The sequence below is a fragment of the Ferrovum sp. genome (genome assembly GCF_027317285.1).
Taxonomy (GTDB): domain Bacteria; phylum Pseudomonadota; class Gammaproteobacteria; order Burkholderiales; family Ferrovaceae; genus Ferrovum.
The window spans coordinates 1-14,784 of the sequence record NZ_DAHVHV010000037.1; the positions used below are offsets into that span (position 1 = coordinate 1).

The 14,784-nt window shown below is 55.2% G+C and carries 22 protein-coding genes and 1 pseudogene; 5 read left to right on the plus strand and 18 right to left on the minus strand.

From position 1 onward, the window contains the following. Window positions 1-225: 225 nt before the first annotated feature. The gene (locus M6F29_RS08435) at window positions 226-708 is read right to left on the minus strand and encodes a single-stranded DNA-binding protein (RefSeq protein ID WP_298158593.1); all 483 of its coding nucleotides are present in this window, start codon (window positions 706-708) and stop codon (window positions 226-228) included. Window positions 709-723: 15 nt separating this feature from the next. Further along, a complete protein-coding gene (locus M6F29_RS08440) occupies window positions 724-1,884 on the minus strand; it encodes an MFS transporter (RefSeq protein WP_297456972.1) in 1,161 nt (386 codons plus the stop codon). A gap of 147 nt (window positions 1,885-2,031) precedes the next feature. Between M6F29_RS08440 and uvrA the strand changes: the two genes are divergently transcribed. The 5 genes and pseudogenes from uvrA to M6F29_RS08465 all read left to right on the plus strand — a co-directional run bounded on the left by uvrA (window position 2,032) and on the right by M6F29_RS08465 (window position 6,682). Continuing rightward, a complete protein-coding gene (uvrA, locus tag M6F29_RS08445; RefSeq protein WP_298158595.1) occupies window positions 2,032-4,872 on the plus strand; it encodes an excinuclease ABC subunit UvrA in 2,841 nt (946 codons plus the stop codon). A gap of 78 nt (window positions 4,873-4,950) precedes the next feature. Continuing rightward, complete coding sequence (gene crcB / locus M6F29_RS08450) at window positions 4,951-5,346, plus strand: fluoride efflux transporter CrcB (RefSeq protein WP_297484353.1); 396 nt, start codon at window positions 4,951-4,953, stop codon at window positions 5,344-5,346. A gap of 26 nt (window positions 5,347-5,372) precedes the next feature. Further along, complete coding sequence (locus M6F29_RS08455; protein ID WP_298158599.1) at window positions 5,373-5,687, plus strand: putative PII-like signaling protein; 315 nt, start codon at window positions 5,373-5,375, stop codon at window positions 5,685-5,687. Continuing rightward, window positions 5,684-5,818 (plus strand): annotated as a pseudogene (locus M6F29_RS08460) (EamA family transporter); the annotation flags it as partial. The gene M6F29_RS08455 and the pseudogene M6F29_RS08460, both read left to right, overlap by 4 nt. A gap of 90 nt (window positions 5,819-5,908) precedes the next feature. Beyond that, window positions 5,909-6,682, plus strand: coding sequence for an HAD-IA family hydrolase (locus M6F29_RS08465; protein ID WP_366525973.1), 774 nt, complete (start codon window positions 5,909-5,911; stop codon window positions 6,680-6,682). Window positions 6,683-6,751: 69 nt separating this feature from the next. Here the strand turns inward: M6F29_RS08465 and rplQ are convergent, their stop codons facing one another. The 16 genes from rplQ to rplE form a co-directional block, all read right to left on the minus strand. After that, window positions 6,752-7,144 carry a 50S ribosomal protein L17 gene (rplQ, locus tag M6F29_RS08470; RefSeq protein WP_297477237.1) on the minus strand — a complete coding sequence of 131 codons (393 nt, stop codon included), beginning with the start codon at window positions 7,142-7,144 and terminating at the stop codon, window positions 6,752-6,754. A gap of 69 nt (window positions 7,145-7,213) precedes the next feature. Then, on the minus strand, window positions 7,214-8,203 hold the full coding sequence (locus M6F29_RS08475) for a DNA-directed RNA polymerase subunit alpha (RefSeq protein ID WP_297456978.1): 990 nt from the start codon (window positions 8,201-8,203) through the stop codon (window positions 7,214-7,216). A 41-nt stretch (window positions 8,204-8,244) separates the two neighbouring features. Then, the gene (gene rpsD, locus M6F29_RS08480; protein ID WP_298158608.1) at window positions 8,245-8,871 is read right to left on the minus strand and encodes a 30S ribosomal protein S4; all 627 of its coding nucleotides are present in this window, start codon (window positions 8,869-8,871) and stop codon (window positions 8,245-8,247) included. A gap of 20 nt (window positions 8,872-8,891) precedes the next feature. Beyond that, window positions 8,892-9,287, minus strand: a complete 396-nt coding sequence (gene rpsK, locus M6F29_RS08485) for a 30S ribosomal protein S11 (RefSeq protein WP_031597171.1) — start codon at window positions 9,285-9,287, stop codon at window positions 8,892-8,894. A 15-nt stretch (window positions 9,288-9,302) separates the two neighbouring features. After that, window positions 9,303-9,665, minus strand: a complete 363-nt coding sequence (gene rpsM / locus M6F29_RS08490) for a 30S ribosomal protein S13 (protein WP_297456950.1) — start codon at window positions 9,663-9,665, stop codon at window positions 9,303-9,305. Window positions 9,666-9,705: 40 nt separating this feature from the next. Then, window positions 9,706-9,819, minus strand: a complete 114-nt coding sequence (gene rpmJ, locus M6F29_RS08495) for a 50S ribosomal protein L36 (protein ID WP_056929431.1) — start codon at window positions 9,817-9,819, stop codon at window positions 9,706-9,708. 23 nt (window positions 9,820-9,842) lie between these two features. Beyond that, window positions 9,843-10,061: a translation initiation factor IF-1 gene (infA, locus tag M6F29_RS08500; protein ID WP_031597169.1), complete on the minus strand. Its 219-nt coding sequence runs from the start codon at window positions 10,059-10,061 to the stop codon at window positions 9,843-9,845. A 2-nt stretch (window positions 10,062-10,063) separates the two neighbouring features. Further along, on the minus strand, window positions 10,064-11,380 hold the full coding sequence (gene secY, locus M6F29_RS08505) for a preprotein translocase subunit SecY (RefSeq protein ID WP_297477234.1): 1,317 nt from the start codon (window positions 11,378-11,380) through the stop codon (window positions 10,064-10,066). Between the two features lie 5 nt (window positions 11,381-11,385). Next, window positions 11,386-11,832 (minus strand): 50S ribosomal protein L15, encoded by a 447-nt coding sequence (rplO, locus tag M6F29_RS08510; RefSeq protein WP_298158611.1) that lies wholly within the window; start codon window positions 11,830-11,832, stop codon window positions 11,386-11,388. A 9-nt stretch (window positions 11,833-11,841) separates the two neighbouring features. After that, the gene (rpmD, locus tag M6F29_RS08515) at window positions 11,842-12,030 is read right to left on the minus strand and encodes a 50S ribosomal protein L30 (RefSeq protein ID WP_298158614.1); all 189 of its coding nucleotides are present in this window, start codon (window positions 12,028-12,030) and stop codon (window positions 11,842-11,844) included. Between the two features lie 5 nt (window positions 12,031-12,035). Continuing rightward, window positions 12,036-12,542 carry a 30S ribosomal protein S5 gene (gene rpsE, locus M6F29_RS08520; protein ID WP_297477232.1) on the minus strand — a complete coding sequence of 169 codons (507 nt, stop codon included), beginning with the start codon at window positions 12,540-12,542 and terminating at the stop codon, window positions 12,036-12,038. Between the two features lie 29 nt (window positions 12,543-12,571). Beyond that, entirely contained in the window at window positions 12,572-12,925 is a 354-nt protein-coding gene (gene rplR, locus M6F29_RS08525) for a 50S ribosomal protein L18 (RefSeq protein ID WP_366525974.1), read from the minus strand. A gap of 12 nt (window positions 12,926-12,937) precedes the next feature. Next, window positions 12,938-13,471, minus strand: a complete 534-nt coding sequence (gene rplF, locus M6F29_RS08530; RefSeq protein ID WP_297454737.1) for a 50S ribosomal protein L6 — start codon at window positions 13,469-13,471, stop codon at window positions 12,938-12,940. Window positions 13,472-13,484: 13 nt separating this feature from the next. Then, window positions 13,485-13,880 carry a 30S ribosomal protein S8 gene (gene rpsH / locus M6F29_RS08535; protein ID WP_298158619.1) on the minus strand — a complete coding sequence of 132 codons (396 nt, stop codon included), beginning with the start codon at window positions 13,878-13,880 and terminating at the stop codon, window positions 13,485-13,487. Window positions 13,881-13,897: 17 nt separating this feature from the next. Next, complete coding sequence (gene rpsN / locus M6F29_RS08540) at window positions 13,898-14,203, minus strand: 30S ribosomal protein S14 (protein ID WP_297454742.1); 306 nt, start codon at window positions 14,201-14,203, stop codon at window positions 13,898-13,900. Between the two features lie 8 nt (window positions 14,204-14,211). Further along, entirely contained in the window at window positions 14,212-14,751 is a 540-nt protein-coding gene (gene rplE, locus M6F29_RS08545; RefSeq protein WP_297454745.1) for a 50S ribosomal protein L5, read from the minus strand. Window positions 14,752-14,784 lie beyond the last annotated feature (33 nt).

The following is a 14,784-nucleotide window of genomic DNA, read 5'->3' on the forward strand; positions in this document are numbered from 1 at the left end:
CCCGAGCTGTTCCCAAAAGAGCCGATGAATATGTCAGTCTTTACTGGGAATAGGTGTGAATTACTGATAATCCACACCAAATGATATTTGCAGTCCCATATCGTATGACTGCCTGCCTTATAATCTTTCATCCGCGTATTCTACCCCGTCGCCTAAAGGCGAGGGATTTGCGGATCCCCTACTATAAGGGACTTTAAACTTTGCATAATACCTATCAGGTATATTTTAGAACGGCACGTCATCCGGGAAGTTATCAAACCCGCCGGCATTCGCGCCCCCTTTACCCCCCTGTTTCCCTGAAGAAGGAGATCCTCCCGAAAAGCCCCCCTCACCGCCGGGCTCCTGAGAGGGGAAGTCCACATCCCCGCCACCCGTGCGTCCGCCCAGCATTTGCATGCGGTCGCCGACGATTTCCGTGGAATAACGGTCTTGTCCGGTTTCCTTGTCCTGCCATTTACGCGTCTGAATCCGCCCTTCCAGATAGACCTGACTGCCTTTCTTCAGGTATTGAGCCGCAATTTCAGCCGTTTTACCAAAGAAAGACACGCGATGCCATTCGGTCTTTTCCTGCTTGACACCGGATTTGTCCTTCCAGGTATCCGTCGTGGCCACACTGATGTTGGCAATGGCACTGCCATCGGGCATGTAACGCACCTCCGGATCGCGCCCCAGATTTCCCACCAAAATCACTTTATTGACCGATGCCATCGAAAACTCCTCCGTTCAGGATACTACTGGCTTGTTGACGTTCATGGGCCAAGCCACCACCAGCCAGAGAAAGGTGAGGCCTGCCGTAAAGAGGGGAACCACTTCCGAACCAAAATGCTGGGTCAGCATCCCGGCCAAAGTTGCACCACTGAAGGTGCCGAGAAACTGTATCGTACTGTAGACCCCAGTGGCCGTGCCCTTTGCATTGGGAGGGGCCACCAGCGTCACCAGCGAAGGCAAACTGGCCTCCAGCACATTGAACCCGGTGAAAAAGACGGTCAGCGCAATGGCCGTGCCCCACACCTGTCCCAGTGCGAAATGCATCAGGAAATGAGACAGCAGGACCACCATGAGCCCGCCCAGAAACACCTGCTTGCGCCACTTGCCATGGGCAAAAGCCACCGGAGGAACCATCAGGATGAAGGATGCGATCATGACCGGCATGTAAAATTTCCAGTGGTCTGCCTGGGCCAATCCTCCTTTCACCAAGGCCGCAGGCACCACCATGAAGGTCGCCATCAGGGAAGCATGAAGGACAAAAATTCCCAGGTTCAAACGCAACAATTCCACATTCGACAGGACGGCCCCAAAGGAGACCCGATCCGTGGCCACCACCCCCGGCGGGTTGGGCACGACCCATCGAACCACCGCAATGGCCGTGAGTGCCAGTACGCCAGTCAAGACGAACAACCCCGGCACACCGATCGAGGGATAAAGAACGGGCGAAAGCGCCATGGAAGCCGTGAAGGCCAGTCCAATGGTCACCCCGATCATGGCCATGGCCGTTGTACGGTTTTCCGGTCGCGTCAAATCTGCCGTCAGCGCGATCAGGGCGCCCGCAATGGCACCCGCCCCCTGAATCGCCCGTCCCACGATTATGCCTTCCAGGGTATGGGCACTGGCCGCCACGAAACTACCCAGCGCGAACATCAATAACCCTCCTACAATCACGGGCTTGCGCCCGATCCGGTCGGACAGCCAGCCCAACGGGATCTGAAGTGCAGCCTGAGTCAGTCCATAGATACCCAGAGCCAATCCCACCAGGGTTTTATTCGCCCCCCCCGGCAACTGGACGGCATACAACGCAAAAACCGGCAGGATAATGAACATGCCCAACATCCGAAGGCCGTAGATACTGGCCAAACTCAAACTGGCACGCCTTTCCACAGGCGTCATATTAGATTTCTTTCTCATGGCAGGTTATCTGAAAAAAAGGAAAACTTGGCGTATATTAGCACCTTGCGTACTTACCCATGATTCTCCTTGCTCCGTGCCCCCTCTTTGGAGGCGCCCCCTTTCCTTTCACCATCGAACCTGCCCACTGTGACACAAGATCTGCTACGCATCCGGGGTGCCCGCACCCACAACCTCAAGAACATCGACCTCGACCTGCCCAAGCATCAGTTGGTGGTCATCACAGGCCTTTCGGGTTCAGGCAAATCGTCGCTGGCTTTTGACACGCTCTATGCAGAGGGCCAGCGGCGCTATGTCGAGTCCCTCTCGGCCTATGCACGCCAGTTCCTGCAGATGATGGAAAAACCCGATGTAGACCTGATCGAGGGGCTTTCCCCGGCCATTGCCATCGAACAGAAAGCCACCAGCCATAACCCGCGTTCCACGGTGGGCACGGTGACCGAAATCCATGACTACCTGCGCTTACTTTTCGCTCGGGTGGGCGAACCTCATTGCCCCGACCATGATCTTCCTCTGGCCGCCCAGACCGTATCCCAGATGGTGGATGCCGTGCTGGCGCTGCCCCTGGACACCAGAATCATGATCCTCGCGCCCCTGGTGACCGAGCGCAAGGGGCAGCAGATCGAACTCATCGATGAACTGCGCGCCCAGGGATTTGTGCGTCTGCGCGTGGACGGTGAAATTCTGGACATCGACACTCTCCCTCCCCTCGACAAAAATCGCAAGCACAGTCTGGACATCGTCGTCGATCGCCTCAAGGTCCGACCGGATGCGCGTCAGCGTCTGGCCGAATCCTTTGAAACGGCCCTGCGTCATGCCGATGGCCGGGCCCTGGTCGTGGACATGGACAGTACGACCACCCTCACTTTTTCCTCCCGTTTTGCCTGTCCCGTCTGCAATGCCGGACTGGCGGAACTGGAACCCCGTCTGTTTTCCTTCAACAATCCCATGGGTGCCTGCCCCCATTGCGACGGACTGGGTTCGGTGAGTTTCTTTGATCCCAGGCGGGTCGTCGCCTTTCCAGCCCTGAGTCTGGCAGCAGGGGCCATCAAGGGATGGGACCGACGCAATCAGTTCTACTTTCAGATGCTTTGCGATCTGGCCGCCCACTACGATTTCGACCTCGAACACGCCTATGAAACCTTGAATCCCGCCATTCAGGAAATACTCCTGTATGGCTCCGGCAAGGAAAAAATCACCTTCCACTCCCTCGGCGTACGCGGTGTTCAAACCCAGCGTGCCCACCCCTTCGAAGGCATCATCCCCAGTCTCGAACGACGCTACCGGGAAACCGACTCCACCCTGGTGCGCGAGGAACTGGCGCGTCTGCGCGCCCAAAAAACCTGTCCTCAATGCCAGGGAGCGCGTCTGCGCCGTGAAGCGCGTTTTGTACGGGTCGCCGGACAGACCTTGCAAGCGCTCAATGCCCTCCCCCTCAAACAGGCCGAAGCCCTGTTTCAAGGCATGCAACTGACCGGACAGAAACAGGCCATCGCCGAAAAAATCCTCAAGGAAATCATTGCACGTCTCCAGTTTCTCAACAATGTCGGCCTGGAGTATCTGCAACTCGACCGGTCTGCCGACACCCTGTCCGGAGGCGAAGCCCAGCGGATCCGCCTGGCCTCCCAGATCGGATCCGGACTGACGGGCGTCATGTATGTTCTGGATGAACCCTCCATCGGATTGCACCAACGGGATAACCAGCGCCTTCTGGAAACCTTGCAGCGCCTGCGCGATCTCGGGAATTCGGTTCTGGTGGTAGAGCACGACGAGGATGCCATCCGTAGTGCGGATTTTGTCGTGGACATGGGGCCCGGGGCGGGGGAACATGGCGGATACGTGATTGTCGCCGGCCCCCCGGCGGACATCCTCAAGCACCCGGATTCCCTGACGGGTCAGTATCTTTCGGGACAGCGCGCCATTCCTCTTCCGGCTCAGCGCCATGCCCCCGACCCGGCGCGTCAATTGACCCTATGCGGCGCGCGGGGCAATAATCTGCAAGAGGTGACCGTGCACCTGCCCGTTGGCCTGTTGATCTGCGTTACCGGGGTCTCCGGATCGGGCAAATCCACGCTCATCAACGATACGCTGCAGGCTGCTGCAGCCCGTCATTTCTACGGCAGTGCCCAGGATCCCGCGCCCCATGACGAAATCCTCGGACTCGATTTTTTTGACAAGGTCATCAACGTAGACCAAAGCCCCATCGGTCGCACCCCTCGCTCCAATCCTGCGACCTATACCGGACTGTTCACCCCCATCCGCGAACTGTTTTCCGAGTTGCCCCAGGCCCGCGAACGGGGTTATGGGCCGGGCCGGTTTTCTTTCAACGTCAAGGGAGGACGATGCGAAGCCTGCCAGGGGGATGGACTGGTCAAGGTGGAAATGCATTTTCTGCCCGATATTTTCGTGCCCTGTGATATCTGCCATGGCAAACGTTATAACCGCGAAACGCTCGACATCCACTACCGGGGTCTGAATATTCACCAGATATTGGAACTGACCGTGGAAAAAGCCCATGAATTCTTCAACGCCGTTCCAGTCCTGGCGCGCAAACTGAAGACTCTCCTGGATGTGGGGCTGGGCTACATCACCCTGGGCCAGGCCGCAACCACCCTCTCCGGCGGCGAAGCGCAACGGGTCAAACTGTCGCTCGAATTGTCCAAGCGGGATACGGGGCGCACACTCTACATTCTGGACGAACCTACCACCGGACTGCACTTTCACGACATCGAACTCCTCCTCAAAGTTCTCCACCGCCTGCGCGATCAGGGCAATACGGTCATTGTCATCGAACATAACCTGGACGTCATCAAGACTGCCGACTGGATCGTCGATATGGGTCCAGAGGGAGGGAATGGCGGCGGAAAAATCGTGGCTCAAGGTACGCCGGAAATGGTGTCGGAGAATCCGAACAGCATGACCGGAAAATACCTTCGCCCCCATCTTTCTCCTTCTGCAAACCCGGAATAGCCCGCTCCCGAATTTCTCTTTTCCTGCGCTGTGGTAGGATATATCCGTGATAGGCGCCAAAGGGTGGGTGTAAGGGAGATGGGGGGTTACGGATTTCTTGCGGTAGGGGTGGGTGCTGCCTTGGGGGCTTGGTTGCGCTGGTGGCTGGGTATTCTGCTCAATCCTCTGATTCCGACCCTTCCCCTGGGTACCCTGGCGGCCAATCTGATCGGCGGTTATCTGGTAGGGTTGGCCGTTTCCTATTTTACCGACCATGCTGGTCTTCCCCCTGAAGCCCGACTGTTCATCATTACGGGATTCATGGGCGGGTTGACGACTTTTTCGACTTTTTCCGCCGAGTCCGTGACACTCTTTTCCCGCTCTCAATACCTCTGGGCTTTGAGTCACATCGTCATGCACCTGGGCGGCTCATTGTTGATGACCGTTCTGGGCATGGCCAGTTATAGCCTGCTTAAATCCCTCGGTAAAGCCTGATCCGACCATTTTGGAGTTTCCTTGTCATGAAGGGTACCTATCTGAAATTCTACCTGCATGAAAACCGCCAGCATCATCATGTGCTTGCCTACGAATGGTTGCTCGAACAGGCGCGCGCCCTGGGTATTCAGGGGGGATCCGTCTTCAAGTCCATCGCTGGATACGGACGTCATGGCATTCTGCATGAGGATCACTTCTTTGAACTGGCCAATGACCTTCCTGTGGAAGTGGTGTTCGTCCTCAGCCCGGAACAATCCGGGCAATTGCTGAACCTCGTCAGGGAAGCCGGCCTGCCCCTGCTGTATGTCACGATGCCCGTGGAGTACGGCATCCTGCCATGAAGGCCATTCCTGCCTGGGCACTGTTTGCGCTCGGCTCGGCCTTCTTTGCCGGATTGACCGCCCTTTTCGGAAAATTGGGGGTGGCGAACATCCCTTCGAATTTTGCCACCTTTATCCGCACCCTGATCGTTTCGGGCTCCCTCGTCCTGCTCATGCCGTGAACGAGATCCGGTGGCCTGCGGCAACTTTCTTGTTTTTTCTGAATAAATTTCCAACGATAGATGATACCTATGAACACGCTGATTTTTGATGTGGATGGAACCTTGGCAGATACGGAACGAGATGGGCACCGCCCCTCGTTCAATCTGGCTTTCAAGGAATTCGGGCTGGACTGGGAATGGGATGTTCCGCTGTATGGCGAACTGCTGGCGGTCACCGGAGGAAAGGAACGGATTCGCCATTATGTGGCCCGCCATCATCCCGAACAACTTCTGGATGCCCGTTTTGATGAACTGGTCGTTCAATTGCACCAGTCCAAAACCCGTCACTACATGGCGTTGCTTGAAAAGGGCGCGATTCCCCTCCGTCCCGGAGTCCGGCGACTGCTCGATGATGCCCGTCAGGCCGGTTTGACTCTGGCCATCGCCACCACCACCACGCCGGAAAATGTCAGTTCCCTTCTTTCCACGACCCTGGGTCCGGAAAGTCTTGACTGGTTCAAGGTCATTGCTGCCGGGGACATCGTTCCTGCCAAGAAACCTGCCCCGGATATTTATTTATGGGCGCTGGAGGCACTGGGCATCTCGGCGCCGGAGGCGCTGGCCTTCGAGGATTCCGAAAACGGGCTACGTTCAGCCCGCGCTGCAGGACTGACCACTCTGGTAACGATCAACGAATACACCCGGGGACAGGACTTTTCCGGCGCCAGGGCCGTACTGTCAGATCTGGGTGAACCGGATCAGCCCTATACCCTGCATCAGGGACAGTTATCCGCCGCAGGTTGGGTCACGGTCGACCTTTGCCGTCACCTGATGCAACAGACCCAGCACCCCTGAGGAACGCCCCACAAAAAAGCCTGCGTATGCAGGCTTTTTTGTGTAAAGGTCATGCGCGCCAAAAACAGATCATTCCGCGCTGTCCTCATCGACGGCTTCGATCTCAGGCCGGTCCACCAACTCGACGAAAGCCATGGGTGCATTATCCCCCTGGCGAAAACCGAACTTGAGAATCCGGACATAACCGCCTGGGCGGGTCTGGTAACGGGGACCCAATTCATTGAAGAGTTTCATGACCATTTCACGATCCCGCAGTCGATCGAAAGCGAGACGGTGATTGGCCAAGGTGGGTTCCTTGCCCAAAGTGATCAGGGGTTCCACCACCCGGCGCAGTTCTTTGGCCTTGGGCAGCGTGGTCTTGATCGCTTCATGGCGCAGCAACGAATTGGACATATTCCGCAACATGGCCAGACGATGGCTGGTGGTACGGTTAAGTTTGCGATTGCTTAAACGGTGACGCATTTGATGATCCTCATGATTTCAGTCATTTATAGGTACTGCGCCAGTAGGCGCTTATGAAAAACGCTTGAGTTAACGACGTTCCAAACCTGCGGGCGGCCAGTTTTCAAGTTTCATGCCCAAAGTCAAACTCTTGGTAGCCAACACTTCCTTTATCTCATTCAACGACTTGCGACCAAGGTTCGGAGTCTTGAGCAACTCGGTCTCGGTCCGTTGAATCAGATCACCGATGTAATAAATGTTTTCCGCCTTGAGGCAATTGGCAGAACGGACCGTCAGTTCGAGGTCATCGACCGGTTGCAGGAGAATGGGGTCCACCTGGGGAATGCGCGTGGTTTCACTGGAGACCGGCGTACCCTGCAAATCCGCAAAAACCGACAGTTGTTCCATCAGCACCCGGGCAGCAAAACGCACGGCTTCCTCAGGTTCAATGGCGCCATTGGTTTCGATGTCCATCACCAGGCGATCGAGGTCGGTGCGCTGTTCCACGCGTGCACTTTCCACTGCGTAACTGACACGTCGAACCGGACTGTAGGAGGCATCCAGTTGAATGCCGCTGACCGCATGGCTTTCGTCATTGTCTGGGCGCACTGAAGCGGGTTCATAGCCAAATCCCTTGGACACCTTGACCTGCATCTCCAGTTTTCCACCGGCGGTGAGGTGGGCAATGATATGTCCCGGATTGATGATCTCGACCTGGTGCTGGGGATCGAAATCCGCCGCGGTCACCACACAGGGACCTTCCTTGGAAAGGGTCAAAACCGCATCGTCATGGTGATGAAGTTTCAGAACGACTCCCTTGAGATTCAGCATCAGATCGACAACGTCTTCCTGAACGCCGTCCACTGTGGAATACTCATGGAGCACATTGGAGATCTTGACTTCAACCGGGGCAAAGCCAGGCATGGAAGAAAGCAGGATGCGTCGCAACGCATTCCCCAAGGTATGCCCATACCCCCGTTCAAAGGGCTCCATCAAAACCTTGGCATGATTTGGATGGATGTTCTGAACTTCGATAGAACGTGGTTTCAAAAAATTTGCAGTCAATGTATCTTCTTGCATCATTTGTCCTTGATGATCGATCTCAGGTTCATAACTCCCGATTATTTGGAGTACAGTTCCACAATCAGGGACTCGTTGATCGTGGACGGCAATTCACTTCGTTCCGGACGTGCCTTGTAGATTCCCTTCAGAGCCTTTGTGTCGACCTCGATCCACTCGGGAAAACCTCTCCCTTCCGCGGCTTCCGCAGCAGCCTTGATGCGCAACTGTTGCCGTGACTTTTCCGCGACCTGCACCTGATCCCCTGGGCGAACCTGGTAAGAGGGGATATTCACGCGCTTGCCATTGACCAGGATCCCGTTATGACGAACCACTTGTCGGGCTTCCACGCGCGATGCGCCAAACCCCATGCGATAGGCCACGTTATCCAGGCGGCTTTCGAGAGATTTCAGAAGGTTGTCGCCGGTAATTCCGCGGGAACGTTCAGCGGCTTTATAGGTCAGACGGAATTGACCTTCCAGCACACCGTAAATTCTCCGGACCTTTTGCTTGGCACGCAACTGACCACCATAGTCGGATTGACGGCTTTGCTTCTGTCCATGTTGTCCGGGCGGATAAGCACGGCGCTCGATGGCGCACTTTTCTGTAAAACATTTCTCGCCCTTGAGGAAAAGTTTCTCCCCTTCGCGGCGACATTGACGACATTTGGCATCCAGGTTTCTGGCCACAGTATTCTCCCGCTACCTGATTAAATACGACGCTTTTTCGGAGGACGGCACCCATTGTGGGGAACCGGTGTCACATCCGAAATGCTGGTGATTTTAAAGCCCACGGAGTTCAGGGCACGAACCGCGGACTCACGCCCCGGTCCTGGTCCCTTGATCCGGACTTCAAGATTTTTTACGCCACATTCCTGTGCGGCCTTGCCGGCATTTTCCGCAGCAATTTGAGCTGCGAAGGGAGTACTTTTACGGGATCCCTTGAAGCCATTGCTGCCAGAAGTTGCCCAGGACAGGGCATTGCCCTGACGATCGGTAATCGTGACGATCGTATTGTTGAAGGAAGCGTGAACATGCGCGATTCCCTCGGCGACATTCTTTTTGACTTTCTTACGCGCACGTGCGCCCGTATTGGATTTGACCATGTCTAACTCCTGGAATTACTTGGTTGTGCGCACAGCTTTGCGCGGGCCCTTGCGGGTACGGGCATTAGTGCGGGTTCTCTGTCCACGACAAGGCAGGCCACGTCGATGGCGAGTGCCACGGTAACTACCGAGATCCATCAGCCGTTTGATGTTGAGTGAAACCTCTCGACGCAAGTCACCTTCCACGGCAAATTTCGTGACTTCAACCCGCAACCGCTCCATATCAGCGTCGGTAAGATCCTTGATCTTTGTGCTGGTCGTGACTCCGGCAGCAGCACAGATGTCTCGGGCTCGCGAACGACCGATTCCATAAATGGCGGTCAAGGCAATTTCAGCATGTTGATGGTTAGGGATGTTGACCCCTGCAATACGAGCCATATGCGTCCTCAGTTTCTAGTGCGATAGTAAAAAAAATCAATCAGCCTTGGCGCTGTTTGTGCCGTGGATCTTCACAAATGACGCGCAGGACGCCCTTGCGACGGACCAGCTTGCACTTGCGACAAACTTTTTTGACAGATGCTTGTACTTTCATGATGTTCTCCAGCAAAGTCCGTGCTACTTGGCACGGAAGGTGATTCGACAACGGCTCAGATCGTAGGGGGTGAGTTCGACGGTCACCTTGTCTCCGGGCAGAATGCGAATGTAGTGCATACGCATCTTTCCGGAAATATGTCCCAAAACCACATGATCATTCTCCAGTTTTACCCGGAATGTGGCATTCGGGAGGGTTTCCAGAATTTCCCCCTGCATTTCAATGGTATCTTCCTTGGCCATGATTACTTTGCCCCTTGCCCTTTAAAATTCGCCTTCTTGAGCAAACTTTCATACTGTTGGGACATGAGATAGGTTTGAACTTGGGCCATAAAATCCATGGTAACGACGACGATGATCAACAATGAGGTTCCGCCGAAATAGAACGGCACATTGAACTTGACAATCAAAAACTCGGGCAATAAGCATACCAGCGTGATGTAGATGGCGCCCGTCAGTGTCAGCCTGGTGAGAATCTTGTCCAGATAACGCGAAGTCTGCTCTCCTGGACGAATTCCCGGAATGAAGGCGCCATTCTTTTTCAGGTTATCCGCCGTTTCCTTGCTGTTAAAGACCAGCGCAGTATAGAAAAAACAGAAGAACAGGATGGCACCGGCGTAAAGCATGACATAAATGGGCTGTCCGGGACTCAGCATACTGCTGATTTCCTTGAGCCAGCCAAAGTGCTGCCGACTTCCGAACCATCCGGCCAGAGTAGCAGGGAACAGAATGATGCTGCTGGCAAAGATGGGCGGAATCACACCCGCCATATTGATCTTGAGCGGAAGATGAGTGCTTTGCCCCCCGTAAATCTTGTTGCCGACCTGACGCTTCGCATAATTCACCGTGATCTTGCGCTGACCACGTTCGACGAATACCACGAGCGCAGTCACCGCGACCACCGCCGCAAAGATGGACAGGGCCAGGAACCAACTGAAAGCCCCTGTACGAACCAACTCCAGGGTACTTCCCACGGCACGCGGCAATCCCGCCACGATCCCACTGAAAATGATCAGGGAAATTCCATTACCAATCCCGCGCTCGGTAATCTGTTCACCCAACCACATCAGGAACATGGTTCCTGTCACCAGCGTAATGGCGGTGGTGAGACGGAAGGGAAGTCCGGGGTCGAGCACGAGTCCGGGTTGAGCCTCCAGTGCCACTGCAATCCCCATGGCCTGAAAGAATGCCAGAACCACGGTCCCATAGCGAGTGTACTGGGTGATCTTGCGTCGTCCCGCCTCACCTTCTTTCTTCAAGGTCTCGAGGGAGGGCACCACCGTCGTCAGCAACTGCATGATGATGGACGACGAGATGTACGGCATGATACCGAGCGCAAAAACCGTGAAACGAGAAAGTGCGCCCCCGGAAAACATGTTGACCATGCCGAGGATGCCGGATTTCTGAGTGCTGAAAAGTTTCGACAATTCATCCGGATTGATCCCCGGCACAGGAATATGAGCCCCCAGGCGGTAAACCACCAGAGCACCCACCACAAACCAGAGCCGACGTTTGAGGTCGTCCAGTTTGTTTCCTGATAAATGGTTTGGAACCGAGGCCAAAGTCCTTACTCGCTCTTCTGATCCAGAATCGTGCCGCCTGCCGCTTCAATGGCCTTACGCGCCCCCTGGGTGACACCGATGCCCTGAATTTGAACCGCGCGGGTAATTTCCCCCTTCAGAAACACCTTGGCACCTTGGGCCGAACCCGAAATCACGCCCGCTTGTTTGAGTGCCAACAAATCGATGACTTCCGAGGTGACCCGCATCAGGTCCGCCAGGCGTACCTGTTCCGTGGCGCCTTGTGTCATGCTGACAAAACCACGCTTGGGCAAACGCCGCTGCAAAGGCATCTGACCGCCTTCAAAACCCACTTTATGAAATCCCCCGGAGCGGGATTTCTGCCCTTTGTGACCGCGCCCGGCAGTTTTCCCAAAACCACTGCCGATCCCTCTTCCCACGCGACGCCGTTCCTGTTTGGCTCCGGCGGCGGGCTTGATTGTATTCAGTTCCATGTTCTCTCCTTACTCGCTACGGACCAGATGATGAACACTGGCAGCCATACCGCGATTTTCCGGGGTATCCAATACCTCAACGGTATGATTCATACGGCGTAAACCCAGGCCGCGTACACAATCACGATGGGATTTGATCGCTCCGATCGGACTTTTGACCAGGGTCACCCGGAAGGTCTTGATTTCTGGTTGAGTCATTGTCATCACTCCATGATCTCTTCAATAGTCTTGCCACGTTTCGCGGCCACTTCGGCCGGGCGACGGGTTGCTTCGAGACCATTAAGGGTTGCGCGGATGACGTTGTACGGATTGGTGGAGCCAATGCACTTGGCCAGGACGTTGGTCACCCCCATGACTTCAAAAACCGCGCGCATCGGACCACCCGCGATAATCCCGGTTCCTTCGGAGGCCGGTTGCATGAAGACCTTGGCCGCACCGTGCTCGCCCATGACCTGATGAAAGAGGGTGCCGTTCTTCAGATTCACCTTTACCATCTTGCGCCGTGCCTGTTCCATCGCTTTCTGGACGGCCACGGGGACTTCCCGAGCCTTGCCCTTCCCCATCCCGATACCGCCGTCTCCGTCACCCACCACGGTCAATGCGGCGAAGCCGAGGATACGGCCCCCTTTAACCACCTTCGTCACGCGGTTGACTGCAACCATTTTTTCGCGCAGTCCGTCACCACGCTCTTCATTGTCATTCTTTGCCATGTGCTTTCCCCAATGGGTCGCTGATTCGATTAAAACTGAAGACCGCCTTCACGCGCCGCATCGGCCAGTGCCTTGACGCGACCGTGATAGCGAAACCCGGAACGATCAAAAGCCACCTGCTCGACGCCGACTGCCTTGGCTTTTTCGGCAATCCGTTTCCCAATCAGGGCTGCAGCAGCGATATTCGATCCATTCCCAAGAATATTGCGCACTTCGGGTTCGAGCGTAGAGGCGCTGGCCAATACCTTGGAACCCGTAGGATCGATGATCTGGGCATAAACGTGCTGATTGGTCCGGTGAATGGACAAACGAATCGCCCCCAACTCGGCAATCTTGGCACGCGTACGCTTGGCACGACGAACTCTTCCATTTTCATGCATCATGATAAATTTGCCTTATTTCTTCTTGGTTTCTTTAATGATCACTTTCTCGTCGGCGTAACGAACCCCTTTCCCTTTGTAGGGTTCGGGTTTGCGATAGGCGCGAACTTCAGCGGCCACCTGTCCGACCACCTGGCGATCGATACCCTTGATCAGGATTTCGGTCTGGGTGGGGGTTTCCACCTTGATTCCAACGGGCATCTGATGAACCACCGGGTGAGAAAAACCCAGAGAAAGATTCAACTTGTCCCCTGCAGCCTGCGCGCGATAGCCCACGCCCACCAGAGTCAGTTTCTTTTCCCAACCTTTCGTGACACCAGTGACCATGTTGGAAACCAGGGCTCGAAGGGTTCCGGACATGGCGTTTGCAGCGGCACTTTCATTGGCCGGCTCAAAGAGCAGTTCGTTACCCACATGATTGATTCGAACGAGTGCACCCACTCGTTGCGTCAGTGTCCCCAGCGGTCCCTTGACGGTGATCAACTGATCGGCCTGGGTCACTTCCACCTTCTCAGGCAGCGCGACTGGATATTTGGCAATACGTGACATGGCTAAGTCTCCTTTAGGCCACTACACACAGCACTTCGCCACCGACATTCTGGCGACGGGCTGCACGATCGGTAATGACACCAGCAGGGGTGGAGACGATCGCCACACCCAACCCGTTCATGACCTTGGGGATTTCATTGCTGGCTTTGTAGATGCGCAGCCCAGGACGACTGACCCGCTGGATCAATTCAATCACTGGACGACCCGCATAATACTTCAGTCCAATTTCCAGAGTCGGCTTGGAATCCTTCTGGTGAACCTGCATGCCATCGATATAGCCTTCGTCCAGCAGGACTTTGGCAATGGCAACCTTCAACTTGGAAGAGGGCATGGAAACACTGGGCTTTTCTGCCCGTTGCGCGTTGCGGATGCGCGTCAGCATATCCGCGATAGGATCTGTCATACTCATTGATTAGGCTCCTGCGACTACCAACTGGCTTTGGTGATGCCCGGTATTTCACCGCGCATGGCAATTTCACGAAACTTGTTACGCCCCAACCCGAATTTGCTGTAAACCCCACGCGGTCTTCCCGTCAACGCGCAACGATTGCGCAACCGGACCGGACTGGCATTACGGGGCAAATTCTGGAGAGCTTCACGAGCCGCCATGCGGGCATCATCATCCGCCTTGGCATCATTGATGACAGCCACCAACGCTGCCCGTTTTACGGCGAATTTCTTGACCGCTGCGCGGCGCTTCAATTCACGATTGATCAATGCAACTTTAGCCACAGTTCACCTCAAACTTTCAACGGGAATTTAAAGGCCAACAACAATGCTTTTGCTTCTGCATCGGTTTTGGCTGTCGTGGTAATGGTAATGTTCATGCCACGAACGGCATCGATCTTGTCGTATTCGATTTCCGGGAAAATGGTCTGCTCACGCACGCCCATGCTGTAGTTACCCCGGCCATCGAAAGAACGTCCAGAGATCCCACGGAAATCGCGAATTCGGGGAATCGCCACGGAAATGAGGCGATCCAGAAATTCAAACATCCGATGGCTGCGCAAGGTGACCATGCATCCGATCGGATAACCCTGACGAATCTTGAATCCGGCGATGGACTTGCGCGACTTGGTCACCACCGGTTTTTGTCCGGCGATTTTTTCCATGTCACCCACGGCATGCTCGATCACTTTCTTGTCGGAAACCGCTTCACCCACTCCCATGTTGAGAGTGATCTTGGAAATGCGCGGCACTTCCATGACTGACTTGTACCCGAATTGCTTGATCAGCTCAGGCACGACATTTTCTTTATAGTAACTATCCAGGCGGCTCATACTTTGTCCTTACGCATCGACCACTTCGCCATT